Annotated in this window: 13 protein-coding genes; 7 read left to right on the top strand and 6 right to left on the bottom strand. The window is 63.3% G+C overall.

Going from position 1 to position 14,623, the window contains the following annotated elements:
• Positions 1–17: 17 nt before the first annotated feature.
• The 6 genes from JM946_RS27545 to gatC all read right to left on the bottom strand — a co-directional run bounded on the left by JM946_RS27545 (position 18) and on the right by gatC (position 6,597).
• Positions 18–926: an ArsR/SmtB family transcription factor gene (locus JM946_RS27545; RefSeq protein WP_203170653.1), complete on the bottom strand. Its 909-nt coding sequence runs from the start codon at positions 924–926 to the stop codon at positions 18–20.
• A gap of 289 nt (positions 927–1,215) precedes the next feature.
• Positions 1,216–2,256 (bottom strand): zinc-dependent alcohol dehydrogenase family protein, encoded by a 1,041-nt coding sequence (locus tag JM946_RS27540; protein WP_203170652.1) that lies wholly within the window; start codon positions 2,254–2,256, stop codon positions 1,216–1,218.
• A 12-nt stretch (positions 2,257–2,268) separates the two neighbouring features.
• The gene (gene hslO, locus JM946_RS27535) at positions 2,269–3,192 is read right to left on the bottom strand and encodes an Hsp33 family molecular chaperone HslO (RefSeq protein ID WP_203170651.1); all 924 of its coding nucleotides are present in this window, start codon (positions 3,190–3,192) and stop codon (positions 2,269–2,271) included.
• A 108-nt stretch (positions 3,193–3,300) separates the two neighbouring features.
• On the bottom strand, positions 3,301–4,752 hold the full coding sequence (gene gatB, locus JM946_RS27530) for an Asp-tRNA(Asn)/Glu-tRNA(Gln) amidotransferase subunit GatB (protein WP_203170760.1): 1,452 nt from the start codon (positions 4,750–4,752) through the stop codon (positions 3,301–3,303).
• A 23-nt stretch (positions 4,753–4,775) separates the two neighbouring features.
• Positions 4,776–6,245: an Asp-tRNA(Asn)/Glu-tRNA(Gln) amidotransferase subunit GatA gene (gatA, locus tag JM946_RS27525; protein ID WP_203170759.1), complete on the bottom strand. Its 1,470-nt coding sequence runs from the start codon at positions 6,243–6,245 to the stop codon at positions 4,776–4,778.
• Positions 6,246–6,306: 61 nt separating this feature from the next.
• Entirely contained in the window at positions 6,307–6,597 is a 291-nt protein-coding gene (gatC, locus tag JM946_RS27520; protein WP_203170650.1) for an Asp-tRNA(Asn)/Glu-tRNA(Gln) amidotransferase subunit GatC, read from the bottom strand.
• Positions 6,598–6,834: 237 nt separating this feature from the next.
• Between gatC and JM946_RS27515 the strand changes: the two genes are divergently transcribed.
• From JM946_RS27515 to JM946_RS27485, 7 genes are all read left to right on the top strand, one after another.
• Positions 6,835–7,878, top strand: coding sequence for a rod shape-determining protein (locus JM946_RS27515; RefSeq protein WP_116812772.1), 1,044 nt, complete (start codon positions 6,835–6,837; stop codon positions 7,876–7,878).
• A 39-nt stretch (positions 7,879–7,917) separates the two neighbouring features.
• Positions 7,918–8,931, top strand: coding sequence for a rod shape-determining protein MreC (mreC, locus tag JM946_RS27510; protein WP_203170649.1), 1,014 nt, complete (start codon positions 7,918–7,920; stop codon positions 8,929–8,931).
• A gap of 33 nt (positions 8,932–8,964) precedes the next feature.
• A complete protein-coding gene (gene mreD / locus JM946_RS27505) occupies positions 8,965–9,444 on the top strand; it encodes a rod shape-determining protein MreD (RefSeq protein ID WP_203170648.1) in 480 nt (159 codons plus the stop codon).
• Between the two features lie 144 nt (positions 9,445–9,588).
• A complete protein-coding gene (gene mrdA, locus JM946_RS27500; RefSeq protein ID WP_203170647.1) occupies positions 9,589–11,547 on the top strand; it encodes a penicillin-binding protein 2 in 1,959 nt (652 codons plus the stop codon).
• A complete protein-coding gene (rodA, locus tag JM946_RS27495; protein WP_203170646.1) occupies positions 11,544–12,683 on the top strand; it encodes a rod shape-determining protein RodA in 1,140 nt (379 codons plus the stop codon). The genes mrdA and rodA overlap by 4 nt, the downstream gene beginning before the upstream one ends.
• Before the next feature lie 55 nt (positions 12,684–12,738).
• Positions 12,739–13,734: a lytic murein transglycosylase B gene (mltB, locus tag JM946_RS27490; RefSeq protein ID WP_203170645.1), complete on the top strand. Its 996-nt coding sequence runs from the start codon at positions 12,739–12,741 to the stop codon at positions 13,732–13,734.
• Positions 13,731–14,579 carry a septal ring lytic transglycosylase RlpA family protein gene (locus JM946_RS27485; RefSeq protein WP_203170644.1) on the top strand — a complete coding sequence of 283 codons (849 nt, stop codon included), beginning with the start codon at positions 13,731–13,733 and terminating at the stop codon, positions 14,577–14,579. Before mltB ends, JM946_RS27485 begins: the two co-directional genes overlap by 4 nt.
• Positions 14,580–14,623: the final 44 nt, after the last annotated feature.

Below are 14,623 nucleotides of genomic sequence, written 5' to 3'. Positions count from 1 at the left end.
TGACTATGAGGGCGACGTTATGCCGCCGCCGTGCTGCGCGCCACGCGCCGACCGAGGGCCACCAGCAGATGCCCTGCTTCGGTATCCACCGGTCGCACACGGGAGACGTCCAACCCTGCTTTGGCGAACCATTCGCGCAGGGTGGAGATGGGATTCGTGGTGGACGCCGCGCCCAACAAATCGAAGTCCTCGATGACGAGGGCGCGGCCACCGTGCTTGAGTGTTCGTGCGATTTCCGCCAGCGCCGCCAGTGGACGCTCGGCTCCGGAGAGCACGCGGTCAGCGACGACTGTGTCGAACAGGGGCGCCGAAAAAGGCAAGTCATACATGTCGCCGCGCTGTAACTCGCAGTGACTCAGGCCAGCGCCATGCACCTTCGTTCGCGCGAGGCGGAGTGCGTCGCTGGAGATATCCACGCCGACAGCTCGCGTGGCCTTCGCACCCAGAAGTTGCAACATGTGCCCGGCGCCCGTGCCTACGTCGAGCAATGCGCCGATGGGTTCGCTCGCAAGCTCCTCGACGATGGTCGAGTCGATGACATCGGATGTTTTCGGCGGATTGATCTCGGCGAGATGATCGGCAGCTTGGCGACCGCGCTCGGCGATGACTTCCTCCATGCGACGGCGGTCACGACGCAGGACATCGTCATGGTCATCGACCAACGCCAGCAACTGCGCGACTGCCTCACGCCCTTCTCCCGAAGCAGGCGCGCGGTAGTAGACCCAGAGTTGCTCGCGAAATCGATCTAGTAAGCCGGCGTCGACCAGCAGCTTCAGATGGCGCGACACGCGCGGCTGACTCTGGCCGATGACCTCGCAAATCTCGCCGACCGTCAGCTCCGCCCGCGCCAACAGCGCGAGCAGCCGCAGCCGGGTGGGCTCGGCAGCGGCTCGCAGGGCAGAGACGGCGGACAGGAAACTCGGCATGGTGCGAGGCAGATTTAAGGATATAAGGATATCTTTATATGCGCGGCCGAAACTATAGCCGAGCCAGCCCCTGCCTGTCACCCCTGTGCGCCGGCCACCTCCCATGCTCACCGTCCGGCCGGCGAAGTTTCGAGGCAAACCAATGGCTTGGGCTCAGAATCCGAGCACAACAGGGCCACAGCAACCGGCCTGGCCGGCACTGTCAGTGCGGAAGATCTTTCCTTTTTGGCCGGTTAACGAGGAGCGCCCGACTCGATCGGCGGGCGGCCGGCCAATGGCCGGCGATGGTTCAGTGGGCGAAATCGTCGATCACGGTGATCCCCACCCCGCGAAAGCTGTCCATGGCCGCAAGCTGCGCAGGGGCGGCGCTGAGGGCAATGGTTTTCTCGACGAGCCGCTGAGGCTGGAGTCGACCTGTGAGGATCAGGTCGAGCATCGCGCCGTAGCGGTGGGCCTGCATCCCGTGGCTGCCCATCACCTGCAGTTCCTTGGCAATCACCAGGCCCATGGGTATCGGCGGGTCGGCATGCGCGCCGAGCATCAGGCCGACCTGAACATGGCGGCCCTGCGGTCGCAGACAGGCGATGGAGTTGTAACAGGTGACGCGGCTGCCGAGCGCATCCATGGAAACATGAGCACCGCCAGCCGTGTGCTCGAGGATTGCGGCTTGGACATCCGCGTTCGCCAATACCCCGATCTCGGCGCCGCAGCTGCGCGCGAAATCGAGCTTGGCTTGATCGATGTCGACCGCGATCGCTCTGGCGCCCATGGCCGTCGCGATCATGATGGCGGACAGCCCCACTCCACCGCAGCCATGAATGGCGACCCATTCGCCAGGTTGCACGCGAGCTTGATCGACGATGGCCCGGAATGAAGTGGCGAATCGGCAGCCGAGGCTGGCCGCAGTGATGAAGTCCAGCGAGTCAGGGAGTTTGACGAGATTGATGTCCGCGTAGTCGATGGCGACGAATTCAGCGAACGAACCCCACGCGGTAAAGCCCGGCTGAAACTGAGCACTGCAGATCTGTTGCTGTCCTCGCGCGCATTGTTCGCACCGGCCACAGCCACTGACGAAGGGAACAGTGACGCGATCGCCAACGCGAAAGCGAGTGACATCGGCCCCGACCGCAGCAACCACGCCGGCCAACTCGTGCCCCGGAACATGCGGCAATCGAATGTCGGCATCGTGCCCCATCCAGCCGTGCCAATCGCTGCGGCAGATTCCCGAAGCTGCCACCCGCACCACGACGCCGCCGGGTGCAGGCGAAGGATCGCGAACGTCGATCCAGTCGAGCGGGCCACCGAACTGATCGAACAGGACCGCCTTCATAGACGAACTGGATCAGTGACGACGTTCCGACGCGTCCACGGTCGGGGTCACGGCCTGTGAGAACAGCTGTTCGACATCGACCGAGTCGAACCGATAGGCGCGATTGCAGAAGTCACATCGCACTTCGACATGCCCCTGTTCTGCCAGCACCGAACGCACTTCTTCGGGTCCCAACGCGCGCAGCATCCCGACCACTCGCTCCCGCGAGCAGCGGCAGCGGAAGAACACGGGCGCGGGTTCGAACAGGCGAACATCGTCTTCGGCGAACAAGCGGCGCAGGATGTTACGATCGCTCAGCGTCTGCAGTTCTTCGGGCTTCAATGTGTCGCCGAGCAGTTGCACTCGATGCCAGGCGTCGTCGATGTCCGCTCGATTCACTTCGTGCAGCGAACCGGCCGCGCGGGACTGCACCGAATCGTCGGACAATCGTTGCAGCAGCAGACCGGAAGCACCGTTCTCGTCCGCATGCAGCCACAAGCGGGTCGGCAGCTGTTCGGAGGTTTCGAAATAGTTGCGCAGGCAATCCGACAGCCGCTCGCCGTTCAACGGCACGATGCCTTGATAGCGTTGCGACAAATCCTCGTTCTCGACCGTGACGGTCAAGCTGCCTTCGCCGGACAGAGAAGCCAGATCGCGGCCATATTCCGCTTCCTTGTAGCGTGCGACGGCGCGCACGCCCAAGGCATCAGAGCACTGCGCCAGCATGAGATGCATGGGGCCCTGGCCCTTGAGCTGCAGACTCAACGTGCCCTCGAACTTCAACGTCGCAGCGAGCAGCACCGAGGCCGCCACGGCTTCGCCCAGCGTGTCCCGGATGACTGACGGGTACTCACGATGCTCGAGCAATGCGCGCCACGATGCATCCAGATGGACGATGTGCCCGCGGATCGGATAGTGCTCGAACAGAAATCGGTGCAGGCAATCGCGATCGTGCATTGATGGTTGGGGAGTCGGCGTGACAGGAAGGCGGATGATATTACTCATCCGCCCCTACATTAGCCCGCCAGCTTCTTTTTCAACAGCCCGGCCGGTCTCCAGATGCCGTTATCCAGCCAGCTTCTTCTTCAATAAATCATTCACCTGCGCCGGGTTGGCCTTGCCGCCGGTGACCTTCATCACCTGGCCGACAAAAAAGCCGAACAGCTTGTCCTTGCCGGAGCGATAGTCCGCCAGCTGCTTGGGATTGGCCGCCATCACCTCGTCGATGGTCTTGTCGATGGCACCGGTGTCGGTGATTTGCTTCAGGCCCTTGGCTTCGATGATGGCGTCGGCGTCCTGGTTCTCGGCCCACATGGACTCGAACACTTCCTTGGCGATCTTGCCGGAGATGGTCGCATCCGCGATGCGCGCCAGCAGCCCGGCCAGGCGCTTCGCATCTATGCGCGACTGCGTCACCTCGATGTTGTCCTTGTTGAGCGCGGCCGACAGCTCGCCCATGACCCAGTTGGCGGCGAGCTTCTCGTTGCCTTCCAGATTCCTGGCCTGCAATGCCGCCAACACCGCTTCGTAGTAATCGCCCATCTCGCGGCTGGCTGTCAGCACGCCGGCGTCGTATGCGGACAAACCGAACTTCTCGGTGTAACGAGCGGCCTTTTGATCCGGCAGCTCGGGCAGCGTGGCGCGCACACTGTCGATGAAGTCCTTCTCGATCACCACCGGCAACAGATCGGGATCCGGGAAGTATCGATAATCGTTGGCCTCCTCCTTGGAGCGCAGCGAACGGGTCTCGCCCTTGTCGGGATCGAACAGGCGCGTCTCCTGCTTGATCTTACGACCGGCTTCCAGCTCTTCGATCTGGCGCGCCACTTCGTAGTTGATGGCCTTTTCGATGTAGCGGAACGAGTTCAGATTCTTGATCTCGCAGCGGGTGCCGAATTTCTCCTGACCCACCGGCCGCACCGACACGTTGGCGTCGCAACGGAACGAGCCTTCCTGCATGTTGCCGTCGCAGATCTCGAGATAGCGCACCAGCGTGTGGATCTTCTTCATGTACGCGACCGCTTCCTTGGCCGAACGCATGTCCGGCTCGGAGACGATTTCCAGCAGCGGCGTGCCGGCGCGATTCAGATCGATGCCGGTCAGCCCATGAAAGTCTTCATGCAGCGACTTGCCCGCATCTTCTTCCAGATGCGCGCGAGTGATGCCGATGGTCTTGAGCGTGCCGTCTTCCAGCAGGATCTGCAGCTGCCCCTTGCCGACCACGGGCGTCTCGTACTGGCTGATCTGATATCCCTTGGGCAGATCGGGATAGAAATAATTCTTGCGCGCGAAAATCGAGCGCGGCGAGATCTGCGCGCCCACCGCGAGACCGAATTTCACAGCCATGCGCACCGCTTCGCGGTTCAGCACCGGCAGCACGCCGGGATAGCCCAGATCCACCAGGTTCGCCTGCGCGTTCGGCGCGGCGCCGTACGCGGTGGCCGCACTGGAAAAGATCTTGCTGCGCGTGGCCAGCTGCGCGTGAATTTCCAGACCGATGACCGTTTCCCAGCTCATCATTCGTAACCTTTCGGACATATCTATTCATATCCCTTCGGGATATCCCGGTGCCACAGCGTCTCGTTCTGATAGCCGTGCGCCACATTGAGCAATTTGGCTTCCGCGAAGTGCGGGCCGATGATCTGCAGGCCGACCGGCAGACTCGTGTCTCCCATGGTCACCTTGCCACAGGGCACCGACATGGCCGGCAAGCCCGCAAGGTTCGCGCCGATGGTGTAGATGTCGTTCAAGTACATGGTGATGGGATCGTCGACCTTGGCGCCGATGTCGAACGCCGGCGTCGGCGACGTCGGCCCCATCAACACGTCCACTTGCTGGAAGGCGCGCGCGAAATCGTCGGTGATCAAGCGGCGCACCTTCTGCGCTCGCAAGTAATAAGCGTCGTAGTAACCGGCGGACAGCACATACGTGCCGGTCATGATGCGACGTTTGACCTCGGCGCCGAACCCTTCGCCGCGCGAGCGCTTGTACATGTCTTCGAGGTTCTTCGGATTCTCGCAGCGATAACCGAAGCGCACGCCGTCGAAGCGCGACAGGTTGGAGGAGCACTCGGCCGGCGCGACCACATAATAGGTGGGCACGGACAGCGGCAGGTTCGGCAAGCTCACTTCGATCAGCTTGGCGCCCATGCGCTCGTACACGCGCAGCGCTTCGCGAATCAGGTTGGCAGTCGATTCTTCCAGCCCGCCTTCGAAGAACTCTTTCACCAGGCCGATCTTCAAGCCGGTGAGCGGCTGGTCGAGCTCCGCGAGGTAGTCGGGCACCGGCGTGTCGACGCTCGTCGAATCGCGTGGATCGAAGCCCGCCATGTCGCGCAGAACCATGGCCGCATCTTTGGCGGTGTACGTCAGCGTGCCGGCCTGATCGAGGCTGGAGGCGAATGCGATCATTCCGTACCGGGATACGCGTCCGTACGTGGGCTTGAAGCCAGTGAGACCGGTAAGCGCCGCGGGCTGACGAATCGAGCCACCTGTGTCAGTTGCCGTGGCTACAGGCGCAAGACGCGCAGCCACTGCTGCGGCCGAACCGCCCGATGAACCGCCCGGTACTTTTTTCAGGTCCCACGGATTTTTCACCGGGCCATACCAGCTGGTCTCGTTGGAGGAGCCCATGGCGAACTCGTCCATGTTCGCTTTGCCGAGCATGACGACGCCAGCTTGCGACAGTCGCTCGACGATGGTGGCGTCGTAAGGCGCAACGAAGTTGGACAGCATGCGCGAGCCGCAGGTGGTCAATACACCGTCGGTGCAGAAGATGTCTTTATGAATGAGCGGCAGTCCGGCGAGCACACTGGTGGCCTCACCCGCGGCCAGCAACTCGTCGGCGCGCTGCGCCTGCGCGAGCGCCTGCTCGCCGGTCACAGTGATCAACGCGTTCAGCGCCGGGTTCAGGCGCTCGATGCGCCCCAGAAAATGCCGGGCGAGCTCGACGCTGGAAAAGCGGCGCGCGCGCAATCCCTCGTTGAGCTGGGCCAGCGTCAGATGATGCAGTTCGGTCATGTTGAAACCAGATGTGACGAATGACGAATGACTGGTATCCGGATCCGCAAGGTCACTCGATGACCTGCGGCACCAGGTACAGGTCCGCTTCTACGCGCGGCGCATTGCGCTGGTATTTGGCGTGCTGGTCGCTATCCAGCACTTCATCCGGACGCATGCGCTGCACCTGATCGGCGAGCGGATGCGCCATCGGCTCGACCGTCGAGGTGTCCGCTGCGTTCAACTGCGCGACGAAGTCGAAGATCTTCGACAGGCTGTCCACGTACACCGGCAGCTGCTCCTCGGTGAGCGCGAGGCGCGCCAGCTGCGCGATGTTTTCCACATCGTGACGAGTAAGACTCATGGGGCGAAATTCCGCTGGAAAGACTGTGAAACAACGCGCGGCAAGTTAGACCTCACGCCTGTCGCCGCTTAAGGCGGAGGACTAGCGAGGAACAAAAAATACCGCAAAAATCCCTGAAAAAATGCGGCTTAATCATACACCTGAAAGCTTGTGCTATGTGAAACCCATTGCTAGAGTACCGCAACTTTTTTGCCCCCCTTTCCCGTCCGAAGTCGGCCCGTACGCTCGACAAAAACCATGTTCAAAAACCTCCGCGGGTATTTTTCCAACGACCTGTCGATCGATCTGGGCACCGCGAACACGCTCATCTATGTGCGTGGCAAGGGTATCGTGCTGAACGAGCCTTCGGTGGTCGCGATTCGAGAGGAGCCGGGCCGCGCCGGCAAGAAGATCGAGGCGGTCGGTCAGGAAGCGAAGAACATGCTGGGTCGCACGCCCGGTCACATCACCGCGATCCGGCCCATGAAAGACGGCGTGATCGCCGACTTCACCGTCACCGAGAAGATGCTGCAGTACTTCATCGAGAAGGTGCACGGCAATCGTCTGATGCGTCCCAGCCCACGCGTGCTGATCTGCGTGCCGTACGGCTCCACCCAGGTGGAGCGTCGCGCGATTCAGGAATCGGCCGAAGGCGCCGGCGCTCGCTGGGTGCGCCTGATCGAAGAGCCCATGGCTGCCGCCGTCGGCGCCGGCCTGCCGGTTCACGAAGCCCGCGGCTCGATGGTGCTCGACATCGGCGGCGGCACCTCGGAAGTCGCGGTCATTTCCTTGAACGGTATCGTGTACGCCTCCTCGGTGCGCATCGGCGGCGATCGCTTCGACGACGCCATCATCAACTACGTGCGCCGTAACTACGGCATCCTGATCGGCGAGGCCACCGCCGAGAAGATCAAGATCGAAATCGGCTCGGCCTATCCCGGCCAGCAGGTGAATGAAATCTCGGTGAAGGGCCGCAACCTCTCCGAAGGCGTGCCGCGCAGCTTCACGCTCAATTCGAACGAAATCCTCGAAGCGTTGCAGGAACCGCTGGCCGGCATCGTCGGCGCGGTCAAGGTGGCGCTGGAACAGACCCCGCCCGAGCTGGGCGCGGACGTGGCCGAGCGCGGCATCGTGCTCACCGGCGGCGGCGCGCTGCTGCGTGATATCGACAAGCTGCTGATGGAAGAGACCGGCCTGCCGGTGGTGGTGTCGGAAGATCCGCTGACGTGCGTGGCGCGTGGCGGCGGCCGCATGCTGGAACTGATCGACGAACACGGCCCGGCGTTGTTTAATCTGGAATAGCCGGCCCGGCGAACTCATAGACAGTTCGCCCTATCACCCATGGTGACGCTCAGCTCCGACAGCCGGAACATCATTGGCCGAGGCCCCCCGCTCGGCGCCGGCTTGTTTTTCCTCGGGTTGCTGTCGGTCGGCATCATGATGCTCGACCATCGCGGCGGTTATCTCGAAACCGTGCGGCTGTGGCTGGGCGCCGCGGCCCACCCCATCTATAGCGTGGTGGAGGCCCCGGGCCAGTTGTTCAGCTGGCTGGGCAGCAGCTTCGCCGATCGCACCCGCCTGCGAGTGGAGAACGCCGAGCTGGCTGAACAGCTGCGCGTAGCCCGCGTCAAACTGCTGCAATTCGACTCGCTGCGTGAAGAGAACCAGCGGCTGCGCGCCGTGCGTGAGGCTTCGGCCGGGGTCGGCGGACGCACCATGATCGCGGAGATCATGCGTGTCGACGTCGATCCGTTCCGGCATCGGGTGCGCATCAACAAGGGCGCCGACGATGGCGTGTTCAAAAACCAGCCGGTGCTGGACGCCTTCGGCATCGTCGGCCAGGTGGTTCAGGTCGATAAATTCACCGCCACCATCATTCTGATCAGCGACGCCGAGCACGCCATTCCGGTGCAGGTGAATCGCAATGGCATTCGCTCCATCGCGGTCGGCGGCGGCGATCTGAACAAGCTCAGCCTGCCGTATCTGACGGTGGAGTCGGACGTGAAGGTCGGCGACCTGCTGGTGTCCTCCGGGCTGGATGCCATCTTCCCCGCCGGTTATCCGGTGGCTCGCGTGAGCCGGGTGGAGCGCAATCCGGCCGATACATTCGCGCTGGTGGAAGCCAAGCCGCTGGCGCAGCTGGATCGCGATCGCGAGGTATTGCTGTTGTGGACGGATCCACCGGCGCAGCCGGAACAGCAGGAACAGGCGAAGAAGCCCGAGAGCACGCCGCCGGCTGCGAGCAAGCCGGCCGCCGCTACAGAATCCGCGCCTGCCGCCGACACTCCGGCTGACGGGCCCACCCCAGCGGCGGCGCCTGCGACGCGCCGGCAGCCTGAATCGCCAACCGAATGACGTCCTTGAAGCAGCCGGGCCGGATCAACCATCGTGAGTGAAGGTCGCATCAGCCGCTTGCGAATTACCATGACGGTGATCGTGGCGATCATCTTCGCCGTGGTGCCGTTGCCCGAGCCGATCAATGCGGCGCGGCCGGATCTGCTGTTGTTGCTGGTGATTTACTGGTCGCTGATCGCGCCACGCACCGCCGGCCTGTTGTTCGCCTGGTTTTGCGGCCTGGCCATCGACGTGGTCAAGGGCATCATTCTCGGCCAGCACGCGTTCGCGTTCGTCGTGGTCGCTTACATGACGCACAAACAACAATTGCGCATGCGCTTGTGGCCGGTGCCCAAGCAGGCGCTGGCCGTGTGCTTCTTCCTCGGGATCTATCAGCTTGCGGTGTTCTGGCTGGATGGCATCATTGGTCAGCCGGTGACGACCTGGCAGCGCTGGCTGCCCGTGCTCAGCGGCGCGCTGTTGTGGCCCGTGCTGGTCGCCATCCTGGACACCTGGAACCGGAGGAACCGGTAGCTGCATATGAAACAGCGACTCGGGCATCCTGCCACTCGCGCTGTGGGGCCGGAAAAAAGGCGTGACTTCTCCCCGGCGCTCGCCGCCTGTGGCGGCGGACACATCCCTGTGCCTGGGGCACGCATCAAGATCCATTGTTAGCGAATGCCGCGCTCCGTCCGCATCAAAGATCACCACGCCGAAACGCAGCTGTTCGAGCAGCGCGCGGCGATCGCCGCCGTGATCATGGTGATCGCGATGGGGCTGGTGATTTCGCGCCTGGTGTGGTTGCAGGTGGTGAAGTACGAATACTTCGCGGACCTGTCGCAAGGCAACCGGATCCGCATCGAACCCATCCCGCCGAATCGCGGCCTGATTTTGGATCGCAACGGGCTGCCGCTGGCGACCAACGCGCCTTCGTATCAATTGGAACTGACCAAGGAACAGGTCGAAGACATCGACGCCACCTTGCAGGGCATCGCCGCGATCGGGCTGATCGATCCGGAGAGTATCCCCAACATCAAGCGCGACCTGCGCGGACGGCGCAGCTTCGACGCAGTTCCCATCAAGCTGCAGCTCACCGAGCTGGAGCTGGCTCGCTTCGCCGCGCGTCGGCATCAATTTCCGGGTGTCGAGATTCGCCCGCGCCTGACACGTTATTACCCGCTGGCGGAAAGCGCGGTGCATGCGATCGGCTACGTGGGCGCGATCAGCGAAGAGGACAAGAAGCGTCTCGATCTCGACGACTATGCGGGCACGACGCTCACCGGCAAGAACGGCGTCGAGTACGCCTATGAAAACCAATTGCACGGCAAGGCCGGCTTCCAGCAACTGCTGGTGAACGCTCAGGGCCGCAGCGTCGAGCGCATCGGCGACGAAGCCGCCAAGCTCGAGCGGCGCGAGCCGATCGCCGGCAACGATCTGTTCCTCACCATCGATCAGCGCGTTCAGCAGGCGGCTGAAGAAGCCCTGCGCGGTCAGCGCGCCTCGGCGGTGGCGATCGATCCGGCCAATGGCGACATCATCGCATTCGTCAGCACGCCGGCGTTCGATCCCAATCTGTTCGCTCGCGGCTTGTCGCGCCCTGAATATCTCGCGCTAACCGAAGACCCCCGGCGCCCCATGTACGACCGCGTGATACGCGGCGTGTATCCGCCCGGCTCGACGGTGAAGCCGATGATGGCGCTGGCAGCGCTCGAGTACGGCATCGTGACCCCGGAAAACTCGATCTTCTGTCGTGGCGCCTATCGCATGCCTGGCGTCAGCCGGCCGTGGCGCGATTGGAAGCCGGGCGGCCACGGCCACGTCGACATGCGCAAGTCCATCGCGACCTCCTGCGACGTGTATTTCTACGACATCGCCAATCAGATGGGCGTGGATCGCATCCACGACTATCTGGAGCAGTTCGGCATGGGCCAGACCACCGGCATCGACATTCCAGGTGAAAAGAACGGCCTGCTGCCGTCCACCGACTGGAAAAAAAAGGCGTTCCGCCGCAAGGAACATCAGATCTGGTTTCCCGGCGATACCATCAGCATCGGCATCGGCCAGGGCTACATGACGGCCACGCCGCTGCAGCTGGCGCACGCCACCGCCACGATTGCCAATCGCGGGCAACGCTTCAAGCCGCGCCTGGTCCGCGCCATTCGCAATGTGACCACCGGCGAAATCAGCGAGTTGAAGCCCTCGCCCCTGCCGCCCGCACACGTCAACGACCCTTCCGCATGGGACGTGGCCATCGGCGGCATGTACGACGTGGCCAACGCGCCTTACGGCACTGCCCGTGGCGCCACCGCCAATGCGCCCTACAAGATCGCGGGCAAGAGCGGCACGGCGCAGGTATTCACCGTAGCCGCCAACGAGAAGATGAAGAAGGCTGGTGACCTCGCCGAGCATTTGCGTGACCATGCGCTGTTCATCGCTTTCGCTCCGTTGGACGCGCCGCGCATTGCCGTTGCGGTGGTCGTCGAGAACGCGCCGGGTGGCGGCTCTGCGTTCGCCGCACCGATTGCGCGTCGCATCCTCGATGTTTATTTGCTGACGCCCGAACAACTGGCGGAGCAGGAAGCGAAGAAAAAGCCTGCCCTACCCGTCCCGGTGCCGCGACCAGGAGACACCGAATGAGCGTGGACGCGCTCGACTCATCGCGCACTCAGCGCACGCTGACCGGCACCGCCCGGCTGCTGCTGGCCCTGCATATCGACGGGCCACTGTTCATCGCGCTGTGCATGGTCGGCGCGGTCGGCGCCATCGTGCTGTTCAGCGCCTCCGGCAGCAGCCTCAACATGCTCGAAGCGCAGCTGATGCGTTTCGGCCTCGGTTTGACCGCGATGATCATGCTGGCCCAGGTGCCGCCGCGGATCATTCGCAACGTGGCGCCGATGGCCTACGTGATCGGCTTGATCATGCTGCTGCTGGTCATGTTCACCGGCGACATCGCCATGGGCGCGCAGCGCTGGCTCGATCTGGGCTTCGTGCGGTTCCAGCCCTCCGAGCTGATGAAGCTCGCGGTGCCGCTGGCCTGCGCCTGGTTTCTGCACGAGCGGCCGTTGCCGCCGAGTCTGTCGTCACTGCTGGTGCTGCTGCTCGGCATCGGCATTCCCACGCTGCTGATCGCCGAACAACCCGACCTGGGCACGTCGCTGCTCGTGGCCGCCAGCGGCGGCATGGTGGTGCTGCTCGCCGGGCTGCAGATCCGATACATCCTTTCGGTGGTGGGATTGCTCGTGCCGGTGGCCATCGTGGCCTGGCACTTCCTGTTGCACGATTATCAGAAGCAGCGCGTGCTCACCTTCCTCGATCCGCAGAGCGACCCGCTCGGCTCGGGATATCACATCATCCAGTCGCAGATCGCGATCGGCTCGGGCGGCGTGTTCGGCAAGGGCTATCTGAACGGCAGCCAGGTGCAGCTGGAGTTCCTGCCGGAGCGCTCCACCGACTTCATTTTCGCGGTGGTCGGCGAGGAATGGGGCCTGATGGGCCTGGTCACCGTGATCCTGCTGCTGATGTTCGTCATCGGCCGTTCTCTGTATCTCGCGGCCACCGCGCACGATACGTTCTCGCGCCTCGCCTCGGGCAGCCTGGCGCTGACCTTCTGCGTGTATGTGTTCGTCAACACCGGCATGGTGACCGGGCTGCTGCCGGTGGTGGGCGTACCGCTGCCCTTCATCAGCTACGGCGGCACGGCGATGGTGACCCTCATGGCCGGTTTCGGTATTCTCATGTCGTTGTGCGCGAAGCGGAAACTCGTGAGCCGATGAAACATTTCGCCCGCCTTTTTGTCTCACCTGCCGACTCGCCGGTTACAAGCTGCTCGTGCTGAACAATCTACAGACCCTCGCCGCCGTTCTTTCGCCCATCGCTGTGTTCGCAGCGGCCACGCCCGCGCTGGCGCTCGATATCAAGCGGCCCGAAGTCAGCTCCTTCATCGAGACCATGACGCGCGAGCACGGCTTCGAAAAAGCCCAGCTCGAGAAGTTGCTTCAGAGCGCGGAGACCAGGCAGCCGATCCTGGACGCGATCAGCCGCCCCGCCGAGCGCGTGGTGCCCTGGCACGAGTATCGCGATCGTTTCCTGACCGAGAAGCGCATCAACCAGGGCGCGGATTTCTGGCTCGCGCACGGCGAGAAGCTCAAGCAGATCCCGGATCCGCAGCTGGCCAACGTGGTCGTGGGCATCCTCGGCGTGGAGACCTCGTTCGGCCGGATCACCGGTCGCTACAAAGTGCTGGATGCATTGGTCACATTGGGATTCGATTACCCGCCGCGCGGGCAATTCTTTCTGAGTGAGCTGCAGGAATTCATGCTGCTGTCTCGCGAGGAAAAGGTCGATCCGGCGACTGTGCTCGGCTCGTACGCGGGCGCGATGGGCGCGGCGCAGTTCATCTCCTCGAGCTACCGCAAATGGGCGGTGGACGGCGATGGCGACGGCCACCGCGATCTGTGGAACAGCTGGGACGACGTGGTCGGCTCGGTATCCAATTATCTGTACGAGAACGGCTGGGCGAACGGCCAGCAGATCCTGGCCGCAGCCACCCTGAACAACCCGGACATGTCGCGCTTCGACGTCAAGTTGGCTTTGAACGAGACCGTGCAATCATTGCGCGACAAGGGCGTGAAGTTCGAAACCGAGCTGCCGCCGGACGCGCCCGCCATGCTGATCGTCGGCCAGGGCAAGGACGGCCCGGTGTATCGCGTGGGCTTCAACAACTTCTACGTCATCACCCGCTACAACCGCAGCCCCATGTACGCCATGGCGGTGCATGACCTGGGCGAGGCCATACAGAACTTCATGAGGGATACGGAACGATGAGGGTGCCGGTCGGGCGAGCCTCGATACTGCCCCTGATACCTCCGCCGAAGCCACAGTGGCTGCCGCTCGCACTGGCTCTGATCGTCGCCGGTTGCGGCGCGCCTGCGATTCGCACGCCTACCCATCCCTCGCCGTCGCTGCCGCCACCGTCGCCGATCCCGGCGGAGATCGACAAGATTCCCGATCCCGTGCCTCGCAGCGAGCCTAAATCGGCTCGCGGCAACCCGCCGTTCTACACGGTCCTGGGCAAGCGTTATTACGTGCTCGACAGCGCCGAGGGTTACTCGGAGCGTGGCGTCGCCTCGTGGTATGGCCCGGGTTTTCACGCCGCCAGCACTTCCAACGGCGAGCGCTATGACATGTACGCAATGACCGCAGCTCACAAGACGCTGCCGCTGCCCTCGTACGTGCAAGTCACCAATCTGAAGAACGGCAAGCACGTGATCGTGCGCGTCAACGATCGTGGACCGTTCAAGGAAGGTCGCATCATCGATCTTTCCTACTCGGCCGCGGTCAAGCTCGACATGGTCCAGGCCGGCACGACGTTCGTCGAAGTGCGCGCGCTCACGCCGATGCAAAAGGCTTCGCCGCCGGACGCCCCGCCAGCCACGTCGGACTTGTATGTACAGGCCGGCGCGTTCGGCAACGAAGCGAATGCCACCCGCCTGCTCGGTCAGCTGCGGGCCAAGGGCGTGAAAGATGCGTTCGTGAGGGCCGATCAGATCGATGGCAAGACGCTGTATCGCGTCCGTGTCGGGCCCATTCCCAGCGTCCCTGAATTCGATCGCGTGGTGCAGCGACTGCGAGCGCTCGGCGTGTCCGATGCGCGCCTGGCCGCGAACTGATCGATCACGCGCGCCCGCTTCAGGGTGCGCGATTGCCACAATTC

Origin of the sequence: Steroidobacter gossypii, assembly GCF_016801985.1 — a bacterium.
Classification (GTDB): domain Bacteria; phylum Pseudomonadota; class Gammaproteobacteria; order Steroidobacterales; family Steroidobacteraceae; genus Steroidobacter; species Steroidobacter gossypii.
This window is presented reverse-complemented; position numbering and strand designations above follow the sequence as displayed.

What these genes read in the sequence shown, in the direction of transcription:
- JM946_RS27545 (WP_203170653.1), bottom strand. Translation starts at nt 926, where the DNA reads ATGCCGAGTTTCCTGTCCGCCGTCTCTGCCCTGCGAGCCGCTGCCGAG.
- JM946_RS27540 (WP_203170652.1), bottom strand. Translation starts at nt 2,256, where the DNA reads ATGAAGGCGGTCCTGTTCGATCAGTTCGGTGGCCCGCTCGACTGGATC.
- hslO (WP_203170651.1), bottom strand. Translation starts at nt 3,192, where the DNA reads ATGCACGATCGCGATTGCCTGCACCGATTTCTGTTCGAGCACTATCCG.
- gatB (WP_203170760.1), bottom strand. Translation starts at nt 4,752, where the DNA reads ATGAGCTGGGAAACGGTCATCGGTCTGGAAATTCACGCGCAGCTGGCC.
- gatC (WP_203170650.1), bottom strand. Translation starts at nt 6,597, where the DNA reads ATGAGTCTTACTCGTCACGATGTGGAAAACATCGCGCAGCTGGCGCGC.
- JM946_RS27515 (WP_116812772.1), top strand. Translation starts at nt 6,835, where the DNA reads ATGTTCAAAAACCTCCGCGGGTATTTTTCCAACGACCTGTCGATCGAT.
- mreC (WP_203170649.1), top strand. Translation starts at nt 7,918, where the DNA reads ATGGTGACGCTCAGCTCCGACAGCCGGAACATCATTGGCCGAGGCCCC.
- mrdA (WP_203170647.1), top strand. Translation starts at nt 9,589, where the DNA reads ATGCCGCGCTCCGTCCGCATCAAAGATCACCACGCCGAAACGCAGCTG.
- rodA (WP_203170646.1), top strand. Translation starts at nt 11,544, where the DNA reads ATGAGCGTGGACGCGCTCGACTCATCGCGCACTCAGCGCACGCTGACC.
- JM946_RS27485 (WP_203170644.1), top strand. Translation starts at nt 13,731, where the DNA reads ATGAGGGTGCCGGTCGGGCGAGCCTCGATACTGCCCCTGATACCTCCG.